At 73.2% G+C, this 22,579-nt stretch carries 20 protein-coding genes; 14 read left to right on the plus strand and 6 right to left on the minus strand.

Features of this window, described 5'->3' with window-relative positions:
* Positions 1-193: 193 nt before the first annotated feature.
* Together egtD and egtB are read right to left on the minus strand one after the other, a co-directional pair.
* The gene (gene egtD / locus AC3A5R_RS17820) at positions 194-1,192 is read right to left on the minus strand and encodes an L-histidine N(alpha)-methyltransferase (protein WP_487622105.1); all 999 of its coding nucleotides are present in this window, start codon (positions 1,190-1,192) and stop codon (positions 194-196) included.
* A complete protein-coding gene (gene egtB, locus AC3A5R_RS17825; RefSeq protein WP_487622106.1) occupies positions 1,189-2,562 on the minus strand; it encodes an ergothioneine biosynthesis protein EgtB in 1,374 nt (457 codons plus the stop codon). Before egtB ends, egtD begins: the two co-directional genes overlap by 4 nt.
* Before the next feature lie 172 nt (positions 2,563-2,734).
* On the opposite strand from egtB, the gene AC3A5R_RS17830 reads away from it, so the two are divergent.
* The 4 genes from AC3A5R_RS17830 to nicT all read left to right on the plus strand — a co-directional run bounded on the left by AC3A5R_RS17830 (position 2,735) and on the right by nicT (position 8,298).
* Positions 2,735-5,461 (plus strand): DNA polymerase III subunit gamma and tau, encoded by a 2,727-nt coding sequence (locus tag AC3A5R_RS17830; protein ID WP_487622107.1) that lies wholly within the window; start codon positions 2,735-2,737, stop codon positions 5,459-5,461.
* A 112-nt stretch (positions 5,462-5,573) separates the two neighbouring features.
* Entirely contained in the window at positions 5,574-6,335 is a 762-nt protein-coding gene (locus tag AC3A5R_RS17835) for a class I SAM-dependent methyltransferase (RefSeq protein WP_487622108.1), read from the plus strand.
* A gap of 70 nt (positions 6,336-6,405) precedes the next feature.
* A complete protein-coding gene (locus AC3A5R_RS17840; RefSeq protein WP_487622109.1) occupies positions 6,406-7,080 on the plus strand; it encodes a lysophospholipid acyltransferase family protein in 675 nt (224 codons plus the stop codon).
* 108 nt (positions 7,081-7,188) lie between these two features.
* A complete protein-coding gene (gene nicT, locus AC3A5R_RS17845; protein WP_487622110.1) occupies positions 7,189-8,298 on the plus strand; it encodes a Nickel transporter NicT in 1,110 nt (369 codons plus the stop codon).
* Here the strand turns inward: nicT and AC3A5R_RS17850 are convergent.
* On the minus strand, positions 8,253-9,545 hold the full coding sequence (locus tag AC3A5R_RS17850; protein ID WP_487622111.1) for an aminotransferase class I/II-fold pyridoxal phosphate-dependent enzyme: 1,293 nt from the start codon (positions 9,543-9,545) through the stop codon (positions 8,253-8,255). The genes nicT and AC3A5R_RS17850 overlap by 46 nt on opposite strands.
* Positions 9,546-9,726: 181 nt before the next feature.
* On the opposite strand from AC3A5R_RS17850, the gene recR reads away from it, so the two are divergent.
* The 4 genes from recR (at position 9,727) to AC3A5R_RS17870 (ending at position 13,711) form a co-directional block, all read left to right on the plus strand.
* Positions 9,727-10,326, plus strand: a complete 600-nt coding sequence (gene recR, locus AC3A5R_RS17855) for a recombination mediator RecR (RefSeq protein ID WP_323097510.1) — start codon at positions 9,727-9,729, stop codon at positions 10,324-10,326.
* Positions 10,327-10,423: 97 nt separating this feature from the next.
* The gene (locus AC3A5R_RS17860; RefSeq protein WP_487622112.1) at positions 10,424-11,017 is read left to right on the plus strand and encodes a DUF5063 domain-containing protein; all 594 of its coding nucleotides are present in this window, start codon (positions 10,424-10,426) and stop codon (positions 11,015-11,017) included.
* A 162-nt stretch (positions 11,018-11,179) separates the two neighbouring features.
* A complete protein-coding gene (locus tag AC3A5R_RS17865) occupies positions 11,180-12,451 on the plus strand; it encodes an aspartate kinase (RefSeq protein ID WP_487622113.1) in 1,272 nt (423 codons plus the stop codon).
* A gap of 138 nt (positions 12,452-12,589) precedes the next feature.
* Entirely contained in the window at positions 12,590-13,711 is a 1,122-nt protein-coding gene (locus tag AC3A5R_RS17870) for a WD40/YVTN/BNR-like repeat-containing protein (RefSeq protein WP_487622114.1), read from the plus strand.
* Between the two features lie 97 nt (positions 13,712-13,808).
* On the opposite strand, the gene AC3A5R_RS17875 is transcribed toward AC3A5R_RS17870, so the two are convergent.
* Positions 13,809-15,143 (minus strand): FAD-dependent oxidoreductase, encoded by a 1,335-nt coding sequence (locus AC3A5R_RS17875; protein WP_487622115.1) that lies wholly within the window; start codon positions 15,141-15,143, stop codon positions 13,809-13,811.
* Positions 15,144-15,265: 122 nt separating this feature from the next.
* Here AC3A5R_RS17875 and AC3A5R_RS17880 point away from each other — a divergent pair, with 122 nt between their 5' ends.
* From AC3A5R_RS17880 to AC3A5R_RS17895, 4 genes are all read left to right on the plus strand, one after another.
* Positions 15,266-15,880 (plus strand): TetR/AcrR family transcriptional regulator, encoded by a 615-nt coding sequence (locus AC3A5R_RS17880; protein ID WP_487622116.1) that lies wholly within the window; start codon positions 15,266-15,268, stop codon positions 15,878-15,880.
* Between the two features lie 133 nt (positions 15,881-16,013).
* Positions 16,014-16,220, plus strand: a complete 207-nt coding sequence (locus tag AC3A5R_RS17885) for a hypothetical protein (protein WP_487622117.1) — start codon at positions 16,014-16,016, stop codon at positions 16,218-16,220.
* 102 nt (positions 16,221-16,322) lie between these two features.
* Positions 16,323-17,357 (plus strand): DNA topoisomerase IB, encoded by a 1,035-nt coding sequence (locus AC3A5R_RS17890; RefSeq protein ID WP_487622118.1) that lies wholly within the window; start codon positions 16,323-16,325, stop codon positions 17,355-17,357.
* Positions 17,358-17,428: 71 nt separating this feature from the next.
* Positions 17,429-17,701: a DUF7218 family protein gene (locus AC3A5R_RS17895; protein ID WP_487622119.1), complete on the plus strand. Its 273-nt coding sequence runs from the start codon at positions 17,429-17,431 to the stop codon at positions 17,699-17,701.
* A 25-nt stretch (positions 17,702-17,726) separates the two neighbouring features.
* On the opposite strand, the gene AC3A5R_RS17900 is transcribed toward AC3A5R_RS17895, so the two are convergent.
* A complete protein-coding gene (locus tag AC3A5R_RS17900) occupies positions 17,727-19,208 on the minus strand; it encodes an MDR family MFS transporter (protein WP_487622120.1) in 1,482 nt (493 codons plus the stop codon).
* Positions 19,209-19,361: 153 nt separating this feature from the next.
* Between AC3A5R_RS17900 and AC3A5R_RS17905 the strand changes: the two genes are divergently transcribed.
* The gene (locus AC3A5R_RS17905; RefSeq protein ID WP_487622121.1) at positions 19,362-20,483 is read left to right on the plus strand and encodes a glutamate--cysteine ligase; all 1,122 of its coding nucleotides are present in this window, start codon (positions 19,362-19,364) and stop codon (positions 20,481-20,483) included.
* A 63-nt stretch (positions 20,484-20,546) separates the two neighbouring features.
* Here the strand turns inward: AC3A5R_RS17905 and AC3A5R_RS17910 are convergent, their stop codons facing one another.
* Complete coding sequence (locus AC3A5R_RS17910) at positions 20,547-21,296, minus strand: hypothetical protein (RefSeq protein ID WP_487622122.1); 750 nt, start codon at positions 21,294-21,296, stop codon at positions 20,547-20,549.
* Positions 21,297-21,423: 127 nt separating this feature from the next.
* Between AC3A5R_RS17910 and AC3A5R_RS17915 the strand changes: the two genes are divergently transcribed.
* Positions 21,424-22,455, plus strand: coding sequence for a GNAT family N-acetyltransferase (locus AC3A5R_RS17915; protein WP_487622123.1), 1,032 nt, complete (start codon positions 21,424-21,426; stop codon positions 22,453-22,455).
* Positions 22,456-22,579 lie beyond the last annotated feature (124 nt).

Genomic DNA, 22,579 nt, shown 5'->3' on the forward strand with positions numbered 1-22,579 from the left:
CGACCCTGCCGCACCACCGAATCCACCATTGACAACACCCTTCACACGGGCGTTGCGACGACCACTTGAATCCGCCCTGGGGGGCAGTGCTGTTCCGGTTCCCGGTCCGGGGACGAACTGCTCTTTCGATCGGGTGCCGACGAACTGCTCTTTCGATCGGGTGCGGACGAAGTGCTCTTTCGATCGACAGGAGTCAGCCGGTGCGGCGGGCGAGGGTCAGCGCGAAGTCGTCCGCGGCGTCGGTCCATGTGCGCTCGACCTCGAAACCCGCGACCCCGAGCTCGTCGGCGAGCCGCTCGGGCCGGAACTTCGTCGAGATCTCGACGCGGATCTCCTCGCCGTGCGCGAGGTCGAAGACGAGGTCGGCCCCCGGCACGGTGACCCGCTGCGGCATGTCGGCCCGCAGGCGGAGGTCCATGCGCTCCTGGCGCGGGTCCCAGAACGGTACGTAGGAGAACGCGTCGACGTCGAAGTCGGCGCCGAGCTCGCGGTTGAGCACGTGGAGGCAGTTGGTGACGAACGCGGCCGTGACGCCCCGGCTGTCGTCGTAGGCGGCGATGAGCCGGTCGGTGCTCTTGACGAGGTCGGTGCCCAGCAGGAACCAGTCGCCCGGCTCGAGGCTGTCGGCGAGGGCCCCGAGGAACGCGGCGCGCTCCTCGACGTAGAAGTTGCCGATGGTGCCGCCGAGGAACGCGACGAGGCGCCGCCCGCCACGGGGCAGGTGGCCCAGGTGCAGCGTGAAGTCGCCGACGAGGGCCTCGACGCGCAGGCCCGGGTAGCGCTCGCTGAGCATCGCCGCGGCGTCACGCAGGGTCTGCTCGGACACGTCGACGGGCACGAACCGCTCGAGGTGGCCGACCGAGGTGAACGCGTCGAGCAGGGTGCGCGTCTTGTCGCTGGTGCCGCTGCCCAGCTCGACGACGGTGGTGGCGTCGCAGGCCCGGACGATGTCGGTGGCGTGGTCGCGCAGGATCTCGCGCTCGCGCTCGGTGGGGTAGTACTCGGGCAGCCGGGTGATCTCGTCGAAGAGGGTCGACCCGGCGTCGTCGTAGAGCCACTTGGGCGGCAGGGTCCGCGGCTGCGAGCCGAGCCCGCGGCGCACGTCGGACACGAGCGAGCCGGCGGCCCAGTCGGGGTCGAGGGCCACGGTGACGACGGGCTCGTGCCCGCCCTGCCCGTGCGGCGCGCTCACCGCCCGCCCCCGTCGGCGAGCCGGACGCCGGACAGCGCCCAGCGCGACCCGGGCGGGAAGAAGTTGCGGTAGGTGGCGCGGGCGTGGCCGGGTGGGGTCAGGGCGCAGCCGCCGCGCAGCACCATCTGCCCCGACATGAACTTGCCGTTGTACTCGCCGATCGCCCCGGCCGGCGGGTGGTAGCCCGGGTAGGACAGGTAGGCCGAGGACGTCCACTCCCAGCAGTCGCCGTACACCTGACGCAGGTGCCCGGTGGCCGGGCCCGCCGGACGCGGGTGGAAGGTCACGGTGTCGGCGAGGTTGGCGGACGCGTCGGGGCTCGCGAGGCCCACGCCGCCCGACGCGTCGGTGCTGCTCGACGCCTGGGCGCTGGTCGACGCGTCGGCACCCGGCGCGTGCGCCTGGCCGTCGGCGACGACGGCGTGCTCCCACTCGACCTCCGTCGGCAGGCGCTTGCCGGCCCACGTGGCGTACGCGTCGGCCTCGTAGTGGCTGACGTGGCTGACCGGCAGGCCCGGGTTGACCGGCCACGTGCCGCTCAGGGTGTGCTCGAACCAGATGCCGTCGACCTCGGTCCAGTAGAACGGCGACCGCCAGCCCTCGGCCCGCACCCGGCCCCAGCCGTCGGAGAGCCAGAGCTCGTGCCGGTCGTAGCCTCCGTCGGCCATGAACCGCAGCCACTCGCCGTTGGTGACGAGGCGGTCGGCGAGCCGGTAGGGCTCGAGCCAGGCCTGGTGCAGTGGCAGCTCGTTGTCGAAGGAGAACCCGTTGCCGCGGTGGCCGATCTCGACGAGGCCGCCCTCGACGTCGACCCAGCCGAGCGCGTCGGGCTCGGACGGCGGGCTCGGAGTGCCCGCGTAGGCCGGCTGGAGCGGGTTGAGCGACAGCACGTGCTTGATGTCCATGAGGAGCAGCTCCTGGTGCTGCTGCTCGTGGTGGAAGCCGAGCTCGATGGTCGAGGTGAGCTTCTCGAGGGCGCCGCCGTCGAGGGCCTGCACGAGGTCGCGCATGCGGGCGTCGACGTTGTCGCGGTAGAGGCCGACGTCGTGGGCGCCCGGGCGGCTGATGAGGCCGCGGTTCGGCCGGGCGTACCGGGGGCCGATGCCCTCGTAGTAGCTGTTGAAGAGGAACCAGTAGCGGTCCTGGTAGGGCGTGAACGACGGCTCGTGGTCGGCGAGGACGAACGTCTCGAAGAACCACGTGACGTGCGCCCGGTGCCACTTGGTCGGCGAGACGTCGGGCATGGACTGGACGGTCTGGTCCTCGGGGGACAGCGGCGCGGCGAGCTGTTCCGTGTGGGCGCGGACCTCGTCGTAGCGGGCCACCAGGGTGGCGGCGTCCCATTCCTGAACGAGTGACGGATCGGGCATGGATGACCTCCTCCAGCGGTCGCTGACGGCGCTCGTTGCACCCGGACCTGAGTGCCATCGACCCTAGGTCGGCCCGCCGACAGCCACCACCCCATTGCCGGGCCCGCGGCCAACCGTAAGGACCTGTTCACCGGGCAGACCGGCGTCGGTCCGGACGGTTAGGGTTCCGTGCATGGCCACCGCCCTGTACCGCCGCTACCGGCCCGAGAGCTTCGCCGACGTCATCGGCCAGGAGCACGTCACCGAGCCGCTCATGCAGGCGCTGCGCACGGGCCGGGTCAACCACGCCTACCTCTTCAGCGGCCCCCGCGGCTGCGGCAAGACCACGAGCGCCCGCATCCTGGCCCGCTGCCTCAACTGCGAGGAGGGCCCGACGCCGACCCCGTGCGGCACCTGCCAGTCGTGCGTGGCGCTCGCGCGCGGCGGCACCGGCAGCGTCGACGTCATCGAGATCGACGCGGCGAGCCACGGTGGCGTCGACGACGCCCGCGACCTGCGCGAACGCGCCTCGTACGGCCCGGCGCAGAGCCGTTTCAAGATCTACATCATCGACGAGGCGCACATGGTGACGCCGCAGGGCTTCAACGCGCTGCTCAAGATCGTCGAGGAGCCGCCCGAGCACGTGAAGTTCGTCTTCGCGACGACCGAGCCCGAGAAGGTCATCGGCACGATCCGCTCGCGCACCCACCACTACCCGTTCCGGCTCGTGCCCCCGGCCAAGCTGACGGCCTACATGGAGCGGCTCCTCGAGACCGAGCACGTCGCCGCCCAGCCCGGGGTGCTCAGCTTCGTCACCCGCGCCGGGGGCGGCTCGGTCCGTGACTCCCTCTCGGTGCTCGACCAGCTCATCGCCGGGTCGGGCCCGGAGGGGCTGACCTACGACGGCGCGGTGTCCCTGCTCGGGTTCACCGACGGCGAGCTGCTCGACAGCACCATCGACGCGCTCGCGGCCGGCGACGGCGCGGCCACGTTCCGCCAGGTCGACAAGGTCATCGAGTCGGGCCACGACCCGCGGCGGTTCATCGAGGACCTCCTCGAGCGGCTGCGCGACCTCATCGTCGTGGCCGCGGTCCAGGAGGGCGCGGCGCAGGTGCTGCGCGGCGTGCCCGAGGACCAGCTCGAGCGGATGCGGGTGCAGCAGTCCGCCTTCGGGCCGGGCGCCCTGTCCCGCGCGGCCGACATCGTCAACGCCGGGCTCACCGAGATGACGGGCGCCACGGCACCGCGCATGCAGCTCGAGCTCATCTGCGCGCGCATCCTGCTGCCGGCGTCGTCGGGCGAGCAGGGCTACGCCGCGCGGCTCGACCGCCTCGAGCGTCGCCTCGAGGTCGGTGGCGTGCCGACGGCCGCCCGTGGCGACGCCCCGGCCCCGCCCACCCTCGCTGCCCCACCGCGCACCGTCTCCGACTACACGCCCCCGTCGAGCGGCGCCCCGTCGTCCGGCCCATCCCTCCCGGCCGGGGGGATGGGCGGTGGCGGTCGCAGCAACGCCGTCGACCTCGGTGCTGGTGCGGCCGCGCCCGCGGGCCCCGGTGACGCCGGACGCGTCGACGCCGCCCGCGCCGAGGCCGGTGCGCCCCCGGTGGTCGCGCCCACGGAGTCGGTCGGTGGGCCCTCGGCCGTCGAGGAGCCGCCCGTCGGCGCCGGGAGTGCCGTGTCGGGCCCGTCGGGGTCGGGCATGGCGGGCGCGTCGGGCTCGGAGGTCGTCCACGACGCGTCGCGCGGCGTCGCGCACGCCCATGCTGCGCCGGGCCCGGCCGGTCCGTCGTCAGGTGGTGACGCGTCAGGTGGTGACGCGTCAGGTGGTGACGCGTCGGGTGGCGGCGCGGCGCCGAGCGGTGGCATGGACACCGACGCCATCCGTCGCGCGTGGCCCAACGTCCTCGGCCGCATCTTCACGATGCGTCGCATCACGTGGACCTTCGTCTCCCAGAACGCCCAGGTCACGGCCTTCGACGGCCGCACCCTGACCCTCGGCATCGCCACCGCCGGCCTCACGACGACCTTCCGCGCGGGCAACCACGCCGAGATCGTCCGGCAGGCGCTCATCGACGAGCTCGGCGTCGACGCCCTCGTCGACGGCGTCCACGTGGCCGAGGTGTCGCAGCAGGCCCCGGTGGCCCCGCCCGCCGGCTCGGTCCCGCCGCCCGACGACGGCCCGGCGGGTGGTGGTGCCGGCCCCGACGGTCCTGGGGGTGCGGGCGCTCCGGGCGCTCCGGGCGCTCCGGGACCGGCGAGTGGTGGCGCAGCTGCCGGGTCGTCGGACACCGCTGCGGCGCAGGGCGGCCCGAGCGGCGGCCCCGGCTCCTCGGCCGGTCGCCCCTCATGGGGTGACGCCGGTGCCGGACACGACGCCGGAGGCCCGGGCAGTGCCCCAGGTGGCGGGTCGAGTGGCCCGGGTGCGTCGGGTGGGTCGGGTGCCAGTGCGCGCCTCGCCGATGCAGGGCTGAGCCCGGTGTCCGGGCGCTCGCTCGAGGAGAACGCCGGCTGGGGGAGTGTGTCGGGTCCGCCGCCGGACTGGGCCACGGGCCCTGCTGGTGAGCAGGCGCCGGCCGGGTCAGGCGGCGGCGCCTCGTCCGGTGCTGCGACGGCTGTGGCCGCACCGCCGGCGACCCAGACCCAGGCCGCGCCGAACCCGTCGGCCGAGCCCACCGCCGTCGCGCCGACAGCCACGGCCCTGCGCGGGGCCAGTGCGGCACGCGCCGCGTTCGCGGAGGCGAGGTCGGCCAGCGCCCGCCGCGCGACCGGCGGCAGCGACGACGAGCCCGCGCCCGCGCCTCTCACCGACGACTCCGCGGTGAGTGATGACGACGAGGACATCGTCGTCTCCGGTGACATCGGCCGGTCGGTCATCGAGAAGGTGCTCGGCGGCCGGGTCGTCCAGGAGATCGAGGACTAGCCCGACGCGTCGCGGTCGGCTCCTTCCCGGTGCGCGCGTCGGACACTTCGACGCATACGGGAGGAGCGGGATTCGGACGGTGCGGTGACCTGACCGGCGGTAGGTTCGGGGCGTGACCTTCGAGGTTGCGGCCGACGCCTACAACCGCTTCATGGGGCGCTACTCGGGGCCGCTCGCCACCCGCTTCGCGGACTGGGCCGGGGTCGGCGCCGGGCCTGCCCGCGTCCTCGACGTCGGCTGCGGGCCCGGGGCTCTGACCCGGGTCCTCGTCGACCGTCTCGGCGTCGACGCCGTGTCGGCGGTCGACCCGTCGCAGCCGTTCCTCACCGCGCTGCGCCAGCAGCTCCCGACGCTCGACGTGCAGCTCGGGGGCGCCGAGCACCTGCCCTACCCGGACGACCTGTTCGACGTCGTCCTCGCGCAGCTCGTCGTGCACTTCATGGCCGACCCGGTCGGCGGGCTGCGCGAGATGGCCCGGGTGACTCGCCCCGGTGGCACGGTGGCCGCCTGCGTCTGGGACCACGCCGGGGGTGGTGGGCCGCTGGCGCTGTTCTGGCAGGCGGTCGCCGACCTCGACCCGGAGGCTCGCGGCGAGGGCGACCTCCCCGGTACCTCGGAGGGCAGCCTCGCGCTCCTCTTCGACGCGGCGGGCCTCACCGGCATCGAGGACACCTCGCTCGTCGTCCCGGTGCGGCACGAGACCTTCGAGGAGTGGTGGGAGCCGTACACGCTCGGCGTCGGCCCGGCGGGCGACTACGTCCGCTCGCTGGCCCCCGACCGACGCGACGCCCTCCGCGAGCGGTGCCGTGAGCTCGCGCCCGACGCACCCTTCCACGTGCACGCGAGCGCGTGGGCCGTGCGGGCCCGCGCCTGAGGCGTCCACGGGCTGGTCGCGCAGGGGTCGCGGGCGGTCGCGACCGGCGGGTAGCCCTACAGTTGGCGCCATGTTCTACAGCCTCGGGCGCAACCTGCTGTACCCGCTGTCCCATGCGCTGTACCGCCCCACGATCGAGGGCAAGGAGAACATCCCGCGCGAGGGCGGGGTCATCGTCGCGAGCAACCATCTCTCGTTCATCGACTCCTTCGCGATCCCGCTCGCCTCGCCCCGCCAGGTGCGCTTCCTCGCCAAGGAGGAGTACTGGACGGGGCCGGGCATCGGGGGCTTCCTGCGCAAGGGCTTCTTCAGCGCGGTCGGCATGGTGCCGGTCAACCGGCACTCGCCCACGGCCGCGCAGGAGAGCCTCGACGCCGCTCTCGAGGTGCTCAAGAACGGCGACGCCTTCGGCATCTACCCCGAGGGCACCAGGTCGCGTGACGGCCGGCTCTACCGCGGTCGCACCGGCGTCGCCTGGCTCGCGCTGACGGCGCGGGTGCCGGTCGTGCCGGTGGGGCTCATCGGCACCGAGAACATCCAGCCGGTGGGGGCGAGCTTTCCGCGCCTGGCCAAGGTCACGGTGCGGTTCGGCGAGCCGATCCCCGTCGAGGAGTACCAGGGGATGCCGGCCGGCAAGGCCCGACGCCTGCTCACCGACCGCGTCATGGAGGCGATCGCGGCGCTGTCCGGCCAGGAGCGCGCCGACACCTACAACGAGGTCCCGGGCGGAGAGCCGACCGTCTGACCGGGCTCTGGCGGGCGGCCCGGCCGCCCGGTCCTCATGCAGGTGCTGTAGCCGGCCTACGGCATCTGCACGTTGCAGATGCGACCCAGTCGCATCTAGCGTGGCCCCGTGACCGCAAGGACCACGACGCCCCGCCCCGTGCGCGCCCGGCTCGCCGAACGCATCGGGCCGCAGGAGCGTCGGAGCATCGCCGGAATGGCGGGGTTCGTGGCCCTGCTGCACGTCGTGGGCTGGGGACTGCTCGTCTTCCTCGTCGCACCGGCCGAGTGCCGCGTCGCCGGGCAGCTGTTCGGCGTCGGGCTCGGGGTCACCGCCTACACGCTCGGCATGCGGCACGCCTTCGACGCCGACCACATCGCCGCGATCGACAACACGACCCGCAAGCTCATGGCCGACGGCCAGCGCCCGGTGAGCGTCGGGTTCTGGTTCAGCCTCGGCCACAGCTCGGTCGTCTTCGTCATGGTCATGCTGCTGGCGGCCGGCATCCGCGCCCTGGCCGGCGCACTGACCGACGACGGTTCGACGCTCCAGCAGGTCACCGGCGTCTGGGGCACCACGGTGTCCGGCGTCTTCCTCGTGCTCATCGGTCTCGTCAACCTCGCCGCCCTCGTCGGGATCCTCAAGGTGTTCCGCCGGATGCGGGCCGGGCACTACGACGAGGCCGAGCTCGAGCGTCAGCTCGACAAGCGCGGCTTCCTCAACCGGGTCCTCGGACGGGTGACGCGCACGGTGACCAAGCCGTGGCACATGTACCCGGTCGGGCTCCTCTTCGGCCTGGGCTTCGACACCGTCACCGAGGTGGGGCTGCTCGTCATCGCCGGTGGTGCCGCCGCGGCCGCCCTGCCCTGGTACGCGGTCCTCGTCCTGCCGGTGCTCTTCGCTGCCGGCATGTCGCTGCTCGACTCCGCCGACGGCACCTTCATGAACGTCGCGTACGGGTGGGCCTTCAGCCGTCCGGTGCGCAAGATCTACTACAACATCACCGTCACGGCGCTGTCGGTCGCGGTGGCTCTCGTCATCGGCGTCATCGAGCTCGTCGGCCTGCTGGCCGACAAGCTCGGCATCACCGAGGGCCCGCTCGCCTGGGTGGCCTCGATCGACCTCGGCGAGGTCGGCTTCTGGATCGTCGGCCTGTTCGTCGTCACGTGGCTCGTGGCCGTCGCGGTGTGGCGCTACGGGCGCATCGAGGAGCGCTGGGAGGCCTCGCTCGCCGACTGACGCGCGGCGCGGAGGTGGGGGAGGGCGGCCTCGAGCTGCTCGGCGGTCGCGGTGAGGCAGATGCGGAACCACCCCGGCGTCTCGAAGATCGCCCCCGGCATGACGAGGACGCCGCGAGCCGCCAGGTCCGCCGCGAACGCCTCGTCGTCGGGTGCGGGCGAGCGCACCCAGAGGTAGAAGGTCCCCTCCGGCGTCGCGACCTCGTACCCGGCCTCCCGGAGCCCGGACAGCGTGCGGTCGCGTTTGCCTTCGAGGCCGGCCATGTCGTGCGACAGCTGCTCGAGCCGTGGCGTCGCATGCTGCATGACGGCATTCGGGAACAGCCATCCCGCGGCGATCTGCATCATGTCGACCGCCTCGAGCAGCTCCTCGCGGCCCGCGATCCCCGGCGGCACGGCGAGGTAGCCGAGGCGCTGGCCGGGCGCGAGCAGCGTCTTGCCGTACGAGTAGCAGATCACGGTCTGTTCGTAGAACTCGGCCGGGCTGTGGAACTCGTTGCCGGAGAACACGATCCGGTTGTAGGGCTCGTCCGACACGATCCAGACTCGGCGGCCGTGCCGAGCCGACGCCTCGTCGAGGACGCGTGCCAGGGCGCGCAGCGTGTCGGGGGAGTAGATGCGTCCGGTCGGGTTGTTGGGCGAGTTGACGATGACGATCCGGGTCCGCGGCCCGATGGCCGACGCGATGGCGTCGAGGTCGAGGTCGAAGCTGGGTTGCAGCGCCGCGACCTTGACCGGCACGAGCCCGGCCTCCAGGGCGAGCGGCTCGTAGAGGAACCACGGCGGAAGCGTGTACACGACCTCCTCGCCCGGGTCGGCGAGCACCTTCATCGCCACCGTGATCGCGCCGAACCCGCCGGTCGTCATGCGCAGGTCGCCGGCGGTCCAGCCGAGCGACACGACCCGCTCGAGGGACGCCGCGGCCGCCTCCTGGGCGCCCACCTCGCTCTGCTTGTAGGCGAACCACAGCTCGTCGCGGGGCACGGCCGCTTCGCGCAGCGCCTCGACGAACTCCGGTCGCTGCATCTCGTGCGGGTCGCCGAAGGTGAGGTCGACGACGCCCGGCTCGAGGCGTCGCTCGGCGTACCCCGAGCGCATCCGGAAGTCGAACATCTTGCGGAACGGCACCGCGGCCTGCACCCGTGCGGCCCGTGCCGACGTCGTCGCCGGCCTCGTCCCCGACACCGACGGCGTCCCCAGCGGTGGACCGCCCGGGCCCGGTTCGGCGTCTCGTGCGTGCTCGTCCATCGCCCTCCCTCCGACGTGCGGGTCGATGTGCCGGTCGATGTGCCGGTCGACGTGCAGCCCGACGTGCGGATCGACGTCCGGGTCGGCCTGCTGATCGACGCGTCAACGCTACGCGCCTCGCGCGTCGCGCGTCCGCGGTTCGGTGACCGCGGGCGACACCCGGCGGGCTTAGGGTTGCGGTGTGTACGAAGGCGCGGTTCAGGACCTCATCGACGAGCTCGGACGGCTCCCCGGCGTGGGGCCCAAGAGCGCCCAGCGCATCGCCTTCCACCTGCTGCAGGCCGACTCCGAGGACGTCACGCGTCTCGTCACGGCGCTGACCGAGGTCAAGGCGCGCGTCCGGTTCTGCGAGGTGTGCGGCAACGTCGCGCAGGCCGAGCGCTGCCGCATCTGCGCCGACCCCCGCCGCGACCAGACCGCCATCTGCGTCGTCGAGGAGCCCAAGGACGTCGTCGCCATCGAGCGCACCCGCGAGTTCCGCGGCACCTACCACGTGCTCGGCGGCGCGATCAGCCCGATCGACGGCATCGGGCCCGACGACCTGCGCGTCCGCGAGCTGATGACCCGCCTCGCCTCGGGGGAGGTCGAGGAGGTCATCATCGCCACCGACCCCAACCTCGAGGGCGAGGCGACGGCCACCTACCTGTCCCGGCTGCTGCGCGACGTCGGCGTCACGGTCACCCGCCTCGCCTCCGGCCTGCCCGTCGGCGGCGACCTCGAGTACGCCGACGAGGTCACCCTCGGGCGGGCTTTCGAAGGGCGCAGACGCGTCGACGCGTGAGCCCCCGACGCGTCGACGCCTGACGGTGCACCCGCCGTCCTCCGAAGTCCCGGTCCCGGGCCCCGACGCCGTGAGCGCATGCGGCATGCTGGTGCCCATGAGCACGGAGCCGGGGACCGACGCCACCGCCGACCAGCAGGAGATCGACGACCTCTCCGGCCTCGCCGACCTCACGGCGGCCGAGGCCAGCGCCTTCCTCACCTCGGTCACCGAGGTGGCCTCGGGCAGCTCGCCCGACACCGCCCTGCCGATCCTGACGCTGGCCCTGTCGCAGGTGCTCGTCGCGGGAGCACGGCTCGGCGCGATCCAGGACGTCGTGCCGGAGGAGCGGTTCGAGCCGGACGCCGGCGAGGACGACGCCGACCCGCTGCGCACCGGCCTCGCCAACGTCTTCGCTGGCATCGACGACTACGTCTACGTCATCGACCCCATCACCTCGTCCGAGCGGGCCGACGGCTCGATCACCAACGACCTCGTCGACGTCGCGGTGGCCCTGAGCCACGGGCTCAAGCACTACGCGTCGGGGCGTCGCGTCGAGGCGCTCTGGTGGTGGCAGTTCAGCTACCTGTCCGAGTGGGGCGACCGCGCCATGGTGGCGCTGCGCGCGCTCCAGTCGATCCTGTCGCACCTGCGGCTCGACGTCGACGACGAGACCGTCGGCGAGGCCGAGTTCGACGCGCTGCACCCCTGACGCGTCCGCTGCGCCACCCGCGACGGGCCCCGGAGAGCCGCAGATCCTCCGGCCGTCCGAGCCCGGCGACGGACGTCTCACCATGATGACCGGCCGGTCGCCGGACGCCCCCTCGTGCCTAGACTCGTCGTGCCCTGTCAGCGAGCAGATCCGGAGCAACGAGTGAGCATCGTCGTCCAGAAGTACGGCGGGTCGTCCGTGTCCGACGCCGAGGCCATCAAGCGCGTGGCCCGCCGCATCGTCGAGACGCAGAAGGCCGGCCACTCGGTCTGCGTCGTCGTCTCGGCCATGGGTGACACGACGGACGAGCTCATGGACCTCGCCGAGCAGGTGACGCCGACGCCGCCGGCCCGCGAGCTCGACATGCTGCTCACCTCGGGCGAGCGCATCTCGATGGCCCTCGTCGCGATGGCCATCGCCCAGCTCGGCGCGGAGGCTCGTTCCTTCACCGGCAGCCAGGCCGGCGTCATCACCGACGACGCGCACGGCGCCGCTCGCATCATCGACGTGACTCCGGGGCGCATCCAGAGCGCCCTCGAGGCCGGCCACATCGCCATCGTCGCGGGCTTCCAGGGCGTCAGCCAGACGACGAAGGACATCACGACGCTCGGTCGCGGCGGCTCCGACACGACTGCCGTCGCGCTGGCCGCCGCCCTCGGCGCCGACGTCTGCGAGATCTACACCGACGTCGACGGCGTCTTCACCGCCGACCCGCGCATCCTGCCGAGCGCCCGCAAGCTCGACGTGCTGTCGATGGAGGAGATGCTCGACCTCGCCGCCAACGGCAGCAAGATCCTGCACCTGCGCTGCGTCGAGTACGCCCGCCGCTACGGCATCCCGATCCACGTCCGTTCCTCGTGGTCGCAGAAGGCGGGCACGTGGGTCAAGGACAACCCCTACGAAGGAGAAGGCGCTGTGGAAGCTCCGATCATCGCCGGTATCGCCCACGACCGCAGCGAGGCCAAGATCACCATCGTCGGGGTGCCCGACCGGGTCGGCGTCGCCGCCAAGATCTTCGGGGCCATCGCCGAGTCCGGCATCAACATCGACATGATCGTGCAGAACGTGTCGGCGGCCGAGACGGCCAAGACCGACATCTCCTTCACGCTGCCGCAGGCCGACGGTGCGCGCGGCATGCAGGTGCTCCAGTCGATCAAGCACCAGGTCGAGTACGAGGACCTGCGCCTCGACGACAAGATCGGCAAGATCGCCCTCGTCGGCGCCGGCATGAAGAGCCACCCGGGCGTCTCGGCGAAGTTCTTCGGCGCGCTCGCCGAGGCCGGCATCAACATCGAGATGATCTCGACCTCCGAGATCCGAGTCTCGGCGGTGACCCGCGCCGAGCAGCTCGACGACGCCGTCCGTGCCGTGCACACGGCCTTCGGCCTCGACTCGACCGAGGATGCGATCGTCTACGGCGGCACCGGCCGCTGAGGCATCCCGCCCGGTCGAGGTGACCGGTCGCGCTCCGGCGCGCCGAACCACCTCGACCCAGCCGGCGCGCGTCGGTTCGAGGTGACCGGTCGCGCTCCGACGCGCCGAACCACCTCGACCGGACTACGTTCGGCGGGTATGACCAGACCTGCGCGACTCGTCCTCGCGGCCCTCGCCGCGTCCGCCCTCCTCACGGGGACCGCCAGGACCTCCTCCGCCGGCCCCGCCCCGACGCCCGACGCCGGCCGCCCCGCCGCGGCCCGGCACCCCGGCCCCGACGCGCCCGGCTGGGCGTGGACCCCGACCCCGACGGGTACGACGGAGCGCTTCCGCGGCCTCGCCCCGGTGTCGCGGGACGTCGCCTGGGTCAGTGGCACGAACGGCACGGTGCTGCGCACGACCGACGGCGGCGCGTCGTGGCGGGACGTCAGCCCGGCCGGGCTCGGCACGGACGCGCTGCAGTTCCGCGACATCGAGGCCTTCGACGCCCGGCACGCCGTCGTGCTGTCGATCGGCGAGGGGACCGACTCGCGGATCCTCACCACCGCCGACGGCGGCGCGAGCTGGACCGAGACGTTCCGCAACACCGACCCGGCCGCCTTCTACGACTGCATGGCGTTCAGCTCGCCGCGCCGCGGCCTGGCCATGAGCGACCCCGTCGACGGACGCTTCCGCCTCGTCGAGACGCGCGACGGCGGAGCCTCGTGGTCCCCCGTCGACCCGGCCGGGATGCCCGCGGCCAAGGCCGGCGAGTTCGGCTTCGCGGCGTCCGGCACGTGCCTCACCACCGGTGTCGGCGGCCGCACCTACCTCGCCAGCGGGGGCGTCGACCCGGCGCGCCTCTTCACCTCGACCGACCACGGCCACACGTGGACCGTCGCCGACACCCCGGTCGCCGGCGGGCCGTCGGCCGGCATCTTCTCGGTCACCTTCCGCGACGCGCGTCGGGGCGTCCTGCTCGGCGGTGACTTCGCCACCCCCACCGGTGCCGCCGACAACGCGGCGTGGAGCGACGACGGCGGCGCGACGTGGCACGCCTCGACGTCGAACCCGTCGGGCTACCGGTCCGGTTCGGCGTGGGTGTCGCACACGGCGCGAACGGTGCTCGCCGTCGGCCCGACCGGCTCGGACGTGTCGACGGACGGCGGCCGCTCGTGGTCGACGTTCGACACCGGCAGCTTCGACTCGGTCGAGTGCACCGGCGACGGCGCCTGCTGGGCGACCGGTGAGCGGGGCCGCGTCGGCGTCCTGCACCGCTGACTCGCGACCGGCACCCCCGCCCGCGAACCAGCCTCCACCCCCGTCGAGTGGGCACTTTGTCTCGACGCGTCGGTCTCGACGCGTCGGTCCCGACGCGTCAGCGGGCGACCGCTGGGACGGCCCGGGCCACGACCTCGGCGAGCTCGCCCCGCGTCGGGCCCGGGTCGAAGGGGTGCCGCCAGCCCGTCGCGTAGACGGCCCGGGCCCGGTCCTCTGCCGCCCGCAGGCTCGCGGGCAGGGCCGCCATCGCGGCGTACGGTCCGATGGCCTCGCGGATCGTGGGGTCCCGGTCGGCGGCCATCATGATGACGTCGGACGGCAGCGGCCCGGACAGGTCGACGTCGTCGCCGGCCCACCGCCGGGCCTGCGCCGAGTCCATCTGTACGTGGTCCTCCACCCAGGGCCGCATCCGCTCCTCGCCGAACGCGTCGAGCCCGCACGCCACGGCCTCGAGGTCGGGGCCGTGCTCGTCGACGAGCCGGAGCAGCTCGGCCACCTGCAGCAGGGAGGTGGTGATGCCGCGCCCGAAGTTCGGGGTCGTCGTGCACACGGAGTCGCCGACGAAGACGAGCCCCGGCAGGGCCGGCCGGCCGTCGGGGCCGTGCTGCCCGCGGTACACGTTGAGCAGCGGGCCGCCAGGCAGCGCGTCGGTGAGCGGCGTCGCCACGGACGGGTCGGTCCACGCGGCGAGGCCCGGCACGGCGGCCGCGGCCGCCTCGAACGCGGCCGTGTGGCGCAGGTCGACGAGCGAGCGGTCGGACGTGTTGCGGATGAGGAGGGCCGAGAAGATGCCCTGCTCGTGCACGAAGACGAGGACGCCGTAGCCGTCGTAGCTGCCCTGCCAGGCGACGGGGTTGGTCAGCGGCGGTTGCTCCCCGGGCCGGAGCCGGTACTGGCGGTCGACGTAGGCGATGCCGCACTCGCCGCCGATGCCGGGAGCCCGGAGGTGCCGGTTGACCCGACCGGAGCGACCCGAGGCATCGACGACGAGGTCGGCGGGGAGGTCGTGGCCGTCGACGCTGATGCCGCCGACGCGTCCGCACCGGGTCGTCAGGCCGTCGACGTGCCCGGTCTCGAGGGTGAGCCCGGACTGGTGGCCGGCGGTCGAGCGCACGGCGCGCTCGAAGGTCTCCCGGCGTGACCGCATGCCGCCGAGCACCTCGGTGCCGTCGGGCTGGGTCGTCGTCACGGGCTCCGCCCCTGCGGCGAGCCACGCGTCCCAGGCGTCGGGCGCGATCTCGCGCAGCGTCCGGCCGACCTGCGGGCGGAAGGCGTGGGCGTGGTGGAACTGCATGACGCCGCGGCGGTCCCAGCGTGCGCCGGGCGGTGGCCCGGCGTCACGGTCGACGGCGATGACCTCGTGCCCGCGGCGGGCCAGGCCGATACCGGTGACCAGCCCGGCCGGTCCGGCCCCGATGATCGCGACCCTCACGATCATCACCTCCAGTTGGTGTTACTGTCAGTGTATTGACTTAACCCAGAGTGAAAGCATGTGGCGATGACGTCAAGCGGTTTCCGGGAACCTCGGTGAGCTCGGGTCCGAAACGGGCCTACGTGTCCGGTTTGCGTGAGGCGCAGGCCCGCCGCACCCGCCGCGCCGTCGTCGAGGCGGCCAGTGAGCTGTTCCTCGAGCACGGCTACGCCGCGACGACGATCGACGCCGTGGCCGCCCGGGCCGGCGTCAGCCGCAAGACGGTCTTCGACGCCGTCGGTGGCAAGGTCGCCCTCCTCAAGGAGGCGTACGACTGGGCGATCGTCGGCGATGACGAGCCGGTCGCGTTCTCCGAGCGTCCCGCCATCCGTGCCCTGCAGGCCACGACCGACCCGGTCGACGCCCTCGACCGGTGGGTGCGCATCGTGCGCGACATCGCCCGCCGCGTCGCCCCCATCGGCACGGTCCTCGTGCTCGCCTCCGACACCGATGCGGAGGCAGCGGCCCTCAAGGGCACCGCCGACGCCAACCGGCTCTTCGGCGCCCAGCAGTTCATCCGGCACCTGGCGGCCATCGGCGGTCTGCGCCGCGGGGTCACGCGCGCGACGGCGGTCGACGTGTGCTGGCTGTACATGGACCCGATGCTCTACAACCGGCTCGTCGTCGAGCGGAGATGGTCGGTCGCCCGGTACGAGGCATTTCTCCGAAATGCCCTGGTAGCAGCGCTGCTCGCGTGACTACCGGCCAGCGCGTCGCCCGGACCGCTGAGCGTCCGGGACCGCTCCAGGTCGATGTTTTCGATCTGGCCACGCGGGTATGGTCGAAGAGGTAACCACCTGTCCGCATCCTCGGGGGATGAAGGCGATAACCGTGACCCCTCACGAATCCCACCTCAACAGCGACGGAACGGTCTTCCCACCGGTCACGCCCGACCCGCCCCTGCCGCCGGGGATGGAGGACATCCCGGTGCCGGACATCGTCCCGGTCCGCGCGCCCGACGGCCCCGACCGGGTGGCCGACACGAGTGACGCCTCGCGCAGCGCGCCTGCCCCCGAGAACGACACCGCCTCGGCCTGAGCGGATCCCGCCGCTGCGTCGCGGGGCCGCGCGTCCCACGCCGATGCGTGCTGACGCCTGACGCCGCGTGGTGATCCGTGCCGCGCGGGGTACGTGTGGCCCATGAGACTGCGGCGCAGCACCATCGACGGCCCCGGCGTGCGCCGCGTGCGCCGCGGCAAGGGCTTCGGATACGTCGACGCCGACGGCAGGGCGGTCGACGCCGAGACCCGCGAGCGGGTCAAGGCTCTCGTCATCCCGCCGGCCTGGCAGGACGTCTGGATCAGCCCGCACCCCAACGGGCACATCCAGGCCGTCGGCACCGACGACGCCGGCCGGCGTCAGTACCTCTACCACGAGAAGTGGCACGAGGCCCGCGACCGCGAGAAGCACGACCGCGTGCTCACCCTCGCCAAGCGACTGCCCGAGGCACGCAAGCAGGTCGCCTCCGAGCTGCGCATCTCCGGGCTCGGACGCCGACGCGTCACCGCTGCGGCTCTTCGCATGCTCGACGCCGGCCTGTTCCGTACCGGTGGCGACGAGTACGAGGCCGAGCACGGCTCGCACGGCGTCGCGACGCTGCTGCGCCAGCACGTGTCGGTGAGCGGCGAGGACATCACCTTCGAGTTCCCGGCCAAGTCGGGGGTGCTGCGCGAGGCCGTCATGACCGACCAGCTGCTGGCGCGAACGGTGCTGTCGCTCAAGCGAAGCGGCTACCCGGGGGAGCGGCTGCTCGCCCACCGCGACCGAGACGGCTGGCACGAGCTGCGCTCCGCCGACCTCAACCTCGCCTTTAAGGAGCTCGTCGGCGACGAGTACACCGTCAAGGACCTGCGCACGTGGGCTGCGACGGTCACAGCCGCCGTCGCGCTGGCCCGGATCGGGCCCGCCGACACCGAACGCGAGCAGAAGCGTGCCGAGAAGGACGCCATGAAGGTCGTGTCGGAGCACCTCGGCAACACGCCCGCGGTGGCGCGACGCTCCTACGTCGACCCGCGCGTCCTCGACGAGTACGCCATCGGTCGCACCGTCGCCCGCAGCCTGGGCCGCCTGACCAAGGCCGACCGGGCGCGTCTGGACGCCGGCGAGCTCGTCCGGGTGCGGGACCGGGACGCGCTGGAACGCGCCGTCATCCGTCTCGTCAAGGGCGCCGAGTAGCTGCCGTCGAGCGCGGGTACGGGCCGGACGAGGACGACGGACCGCCGGAGTCACGACGAGAGGAGAACCCCATGCCGAACCGCAAGAGCCCCGGGCCCTCGGTGAAGGACGCGAAGACGTACGAGGCGCTGCGCGACGAAGGCGCCAGCAAGGAGAAGGCGGCCCGCATCGCGAACGCCGCCGCCAACACCTCCCGCTCGTCGGTCGGTCGCAAGGGCGGCAAGGCCGGCAGCTACGAGGACATGACCAAGGACGAGCTGATGAAGCGGGCGCGTGAGATCGGCATCGCGGGCCGCTCGACGATGTCGAAGTCGCAGCTCGTCTCGGCCCTGCGCCACCACTGACGCCCGGCAGCGGACCGCCGGGAGTTCAGGCGGTGGCCTCCTCCGGCTCCCGGTCGGTACCGGACGCCGCCTGCAGGTCGTCGGCGCGAGTGGCCGGCATGAGCAGCCCGGCCACCACACTGACCGCCGCGGCCACGAGGACCGCGAGGAACACGGCGCTCGAGCCGGCGCCGACGGCGTCGGGCGACGCGCCACCGCCCGACCGCGCGATGACGGCGTTGGCGATGGCCCCGAAGACGGCGACGCCGACGGCGCTGCCGACCGAGCGCATGAACATGTTCGACCCGGTGACGACGCCCCGCTCGTGCCAAGGCACCGAGGCCTGGGCGGCGACGAGCGTCGGGGTGGCGACGAGGCCGAGCCCGAGGCCGACGACGAAGCACGCCAGGGCGGTGGTCCACACGTTCGGGTGCGCGCTGACGAGCCACAAAACGAGCGTCCCGACGCCGGCGAGGACGAGGCCGATGAGGGCGGTCGGCCGGAACCCGATGCGCAGGTAGAGGCGGCCGGACTGGGCGGCGGAGATCGGCCAGCCCAGCGTCAGGGCGGCGACCGTGAGCCCGGCCACGAGCGGCGTCGCGCCCGTCGTGCGCTCGAGGAAGGTGGGGACGTAGGAGGTGAGGCCGATGAGGACCGTGCCGACCCCGACGGAGATGAGCGAGGTGGCCAGGATGAGGCGCCGGCCGAAGAGGTGCAGCGGCAGGACCGGCTCGGCGGCGCGGCGCTCGATGAGCACGAACGCGGCGAGCAGCAGGCCGCCGCCGACGAACGCGCCGATGCTCTGCCACGAGGACCACGCCCACGCCTGGCCGCCCTCGAGCACGGCGAGGATGAGCAGCGTCACGGACACGGTCAGGACGCTCGCCCCCGCGTAGTCGATGCGGTGCCGCCGGCGCTCGACGGACTCGTGGTAGCTGCGCCACAGCATCCACGCGGCGAGGAGGCAGAAGGGGATGTTGACGAGGAAGATCCAGCGCCACGAGACGAACTGGGAGAAGACGCCGCCGAGCGTCGGGCCGACGACCGAGGACATCGCCCACACGGAGGCGATGTAGCCCTGCGCCTTGGCACGCTCGGCAACCGTGTAGATGTCGCCGGCGATGGTGATCGTCAACGGCAGCACCGCGCCGGCGCCGAGGCCCTGAACGGCACGCATGACGATGAGCGAGCCCATGTCCCAAGCGAGTCCGCACATGATCGAGCCGAGCAGGAACAGCCCGATGCCGAAGAGGATGACCGGCTTGCGGCCCAGGGTGTCGGCGAGCTTGGCGTACACCGGCACCGACACCGCCTGGGCGAGCAGGTACACGGAGAAGAGCCAGGGGAACTGCGCCAGGCCGCCGAGGTCGTCGACGATAGAGGGCACCGCCGTGGCGATGATCGTGGAGTCGAGGGCGATGAGCGCGGTCGAGAGCATGAGCGCCACGAGGATGGGCCCGCGCTCCGAGCGGAACCCCACGCCGTCGCGTCGGTGCGCTGCGGCGTCGGTCGTGGTGTGCTGGCTCATGGCGCTCCTCGGGTCTCGTGGCGACACTGGAGGGACAAGCGGCTCGGGGGGCCGTGCATTCCCGGGCGGCGACGCCCAGTAGGTCCCAGACTGGGTACGGGCCGGCAGCAGTCGCGGGCCCTCGTCCCGTCCCGGTGGCGCGGAAGGAACCCGATGGTCCGGACTCTCGGCATCGAGGAGGAGATGCTCCTCGTGGACGTCCGCAACGGCCGTCCACGCCCCCTGTCGAGCCTGCTGCTCGTCCGGGCCGCGCACGACCCGCCGGAGGTGGCCGGTGTCGGCGTCCACGGGGCCGTCGAGGGCGAGTTCCAGCAGCAGCAGATCGAGACGCACACGGCCCCGGCGGCCGCGCTGCCGGCGCTGCGCGCGGAGGTGCGACGATGGCGCGCCGAGGCGATCCGGGCCGCCGACGGCACGGGCTCCGGGGTCGCGGCGCTCGCGACCTCACCGCTGCCGGTGAGCCCGATCGTCGCACAGTCGACGCGGTACGCGTGGATGGAGGACCGCTACGGGCTCCTCGCCCGCGAGCACCTCATCTGCGGGTGCCACGTGCACGTGTCGGTCGACGGCGACGAGGAGGGCGTGGGCGTCATCGACCGGCTCCGCGTCTGGCTGCCGACCCTGCTCGCCATCAGCGCCAACTCGCCGTTCTGGCGCGGCGAGAGCACCGGGTACGCCAGCTTCCGTTCGCAGATGCTGGCCCGCTGGCCGTCGTGGGGCCCACCCGACGTCTTCGGCTCGGCCGAGGCCTACCACCGGCGGGTGCGCGAGATGGTGCTCAGCTCGGTCATCCTCGACGCGGGGATGGTGTACATGGATGCCCGGCTGTCCGAGCACTACCCGACCGTCGAGGTGCGGGCTGCCGACGTCTGCGCCACCGTCGAGGAGGCCGTCGTCCTCGCCGCCCTGTGCCGCGGCCTCGTCGAGACGGCCGCGCAGGAGTGGCGGCGGGGGCAGAGTCCGCCGGACGTGCCGACGCAGCTGCTGCGGTTCGCCTCGTGGCAGGCCGGTCGTGACGGCGTCGAGGGCCAGCTCATCGACTGGCAGAGCGGGCTCCCGCGTCCGTGCTGGTTCGTCATCGCCTCGCTCCTCGACTACGTGGGACCGGCGCTCGAGGCCGTCGGCGACCTCGCGGCGGTGACCGAGGGCCTCGACCGGCTGCGCGAGGAGGGCAACGGTGCGGTGCGTCAGCGGGCCGTGTTCGCCCGGACCGGCCGGCTCCCCGACGTCGTGGCCGAAGCGGTGCGCGTCACCGCGTGCCAGGTCGACGCCTGACCGGTACGAACGAGGGTCGGTCGCGTCGGGGCGCGTCGGGGCGCGTCGGGGCGCTGAGGCCGGCTACCCGGCGTCGCTGGGGAACCGGATGTCGTGGTGGGTCGTGAACGTCCGCCGACCGACACCGATGTGGCCCGCACAGTAGGCGAGGGCCGCGAGCGAACCGACGAGCGCGGTCACGGCCCGGCTCGCTCCGGCGGTGTCGACGACGAGCGCCGCCAGCGTCCCCGCCACGAGCGCGTTGACGACCATGAGGAAGAACCCGGTGCTGCCGACGACGTGCAGCGCCTGGTTGCGCCGTCGCCCCAGGGCATACGTGCGCATGAGCCCGGCCGCGTCGTCGTGGGTCGAGGCCGTGAGGTAGGGCTCGAGCTCGGGGACGAGGTCGACGTAGGCGTGGCGGATCCGGTTCATCGCGCGGATGAGGTCGGCGTCCTCCCGGCTGGCCGCCGTCACCCGCACCGCGGTGAGGACGCCCATGACGAGGGCGGCCGAGGCGAGGCCGATGGCGAGCACCCGGAACGGGGTGCCGAAGCCGCTGGCCTGCGCGGTGAGGGCGAGCACGACGAGGAAGGCCGACACGACGGTGAGGTGGATCTGGATGCGGCTCATGACCTCCGACCACGTCAGTGACCGGGTGCCGAGGAGGCTCCAGTGCTCGGTCGAGAGGAACACCGGCAGTGCGGACGCGGGGGAAGGCGCCGGGACGGTGGGCCCGGGGGCGTGCGAGACCGCGGAGCCGGTGACGTGCGACGCGGCGCGGGCGCCGGAGCCGTCCGTCGCGTCGGGCAGGGAGCCTGGGCCGCTCGTCATCTCGGACGCTCCTTCGCGCAGGCGGTCGTTGGCCTCCAGTGTGCGGCGCGGGACGGCCCGATGCGGCCGGATCGGTGCGGCAGGTTCGGCGCGGCAGGTCAGCGCCGGGGGATGGGAGAGTGGGGCCATGCGTGAGCTGCCGGTGACCCTCGACCTGCCCCGTCCGTGGACCGCGCGGGTCCCCGACGCCGACGACGCGCCCGCGGTGGCCGCGCTGCTCGCCGCCCACCAGCGCGCCGCGAAGGGCTCTTCGGGCGTCGACCCGGACGCCGTGCTGGGCCAGCTCGCCGGCATCGGGTCGTGGACGCGTCGGCAGGCGCTGGTGCACGATCCCGACGGGACGCTCGTCGCCTGGCTGTCGGTGCACGACCGCGCGGCCGGGCGCACCGTCGTCGAGGTGACGGTGACGCCGACGCTGCCCGAGGCCGACGCGGCGGCGCTCGCCGGCGCGCTCTTCGCGTCGGGGCGCCGGCACGCCGTCGACATCGCCGCGATGCGTGGCCTGCGCTCGACGCTGCTCGACTCGGGCGCGTACGCCGACGACCTGCGCCAGCAGGGGTGGCTCGCGGCTGCCGGTTACGAGTGCACGCGCACCTGGCTGCAGATGACCCGACGCGTCGCGCCCGAGGAGGCCACGAGCCTGCCCGGCCCGCGCGAGGGCGTCACGGTGCGGCCGGTCGAGCAGCACGACGACGGGTTGCCGGTCGCCACCGACCTGCAGGCCGTGCACCGCGTGCTCGAGGAGTCGTTCCAGGACCACTTCAGCAGCTACCGCGAGAGCTTCCCCGAGTTCGTCATGCGCCTGCGCGAGGACCCCGGCCACCGTTGGGACCACTGGTGGCTCGCGACGGTGCAGACCGACGACGGCGAGCTGCCCGCCGGCGCCGTCGTCTCCACGGTGCTGCCGCCCGACGCCGACGGTGTCGAGGGCAGCTACATCGACTACATCGGCGTGCACCGCCAGGCGCGCGGCCGCGGCGTCGCCAAGGCGCTGCTGAACCGGGTCATCGCCGAGGCAGCGGCGCAGGGGCGGGGCCGCGTCGGGCTCGAGGTGGACGCCGACTCACCGACCGGCGCCGACGGGCTCTACACCGCGATGGGCTGGGTCACCGACTACCGCACCCAGTCCTGGCACCAGCACCTCGACGTCGAGCGCTGAGGTCGGGGCGCGCCGGTCCTCCTCACGGTCGGACGTCACGTCCGCCCGGTTGCCTTCGGACTGAGCGCGCCGGGAGGCGTGTGGAACTGGGCCGGGACGTCCGTGAACTTCGCCTCACTCCGCT

The sequence above is a fragment of the Intrasporangium sp. Soil_C_50 genome (genome assembly GCF_057656595.1).

Bases quoted from the DNA above. Each gene is read 5' to 3' on its own strand.
- AC3A5R_RS17895 (WP_487622119.1), top strand. From the start codon at position 17,429: ATGCCGAACCGCAAGAGCCCCGGGCCCTCGGTGAAGGACGCGAAGACG.
- AC3A5R_RS17840 (WP_487622109.1), top strand. From the start codon at position 6,406: ATGTTCTACAGCCTCGGGCGCAACCTGCTGTACCCGCTGTCCCATGCG.
- AC3A5R_RS17890 (WP_487622118.1), top strand. From the start codon at position 16,323: ATGAGACTGCGGCGCAGCACCATCGACGGCCCCGGCGTGCGCCGCGTG.
- AC3A5R_RS17850 (WP_487622111.1), bottom strand. From the start codon at position 9,545: ATGGACGAGCACGCACGAGACGCCGAACCGGGCCCGGGCGGTCCACCG.
- egtB (WP_487622106.1), bottom strand. From the start codon at position 2,562: ATGCCCGATCCGTCACTCGTTCAGGAATGGGACGCCGCCACCCTGGTG.
- AC3A5R_RS17910 (WP_487622122.1), bottom strand. From the start codon at position 21,296: ATGACGAGCGGCCCAGGCTCCCTGCCCGACGCGACGGACGGCTCCGGC.
- AC3A5R_RS17900 (WP_487622120.1), bottom strand. From the start codon at position 19,208: ATGAGCCAGCACACCACGACCGACGCCGCAGCGCACCGACGCGACGGC.
- AC3A5R_RS17860 (WP_487622112.1), top strand. From the start codon at position 10,424: ATGAGCACGGAGCCGGGGACCGACGCCACCGCCGACCAGCAGGAGATC.
- AC3A5R_RS17905 (WP_487622121.1), top strand. From the start codon at position 19,362: ATGGTCCGGACTCTCGGCATCGAGGAGGAGATGCTCCTCGTGGACGTC.
- AC3A5R_RS17830 (WP_487622107.1), top strand. From the start codon at position 2,735: ATGGCCACCGCCCTGTACCGCCGCTACCGGCCCGAGAGCTTCGCCGAC.
- AC3A5R_RS17915 (WP_487622123.1), top strand. From the start codon at position 21,424: ATGCGTGAGCTGCCGGTGACCCTCGACCTGCCCCGTCCGTGGACCGCG.
- AC3A5R_RS17870 (WP_487622114.1), top strand. From the start codon at position 12,590: ATGACCAGACCTGCGCGACTCGTCCTCGCGGCCCTCGCCGCGTCCGCC.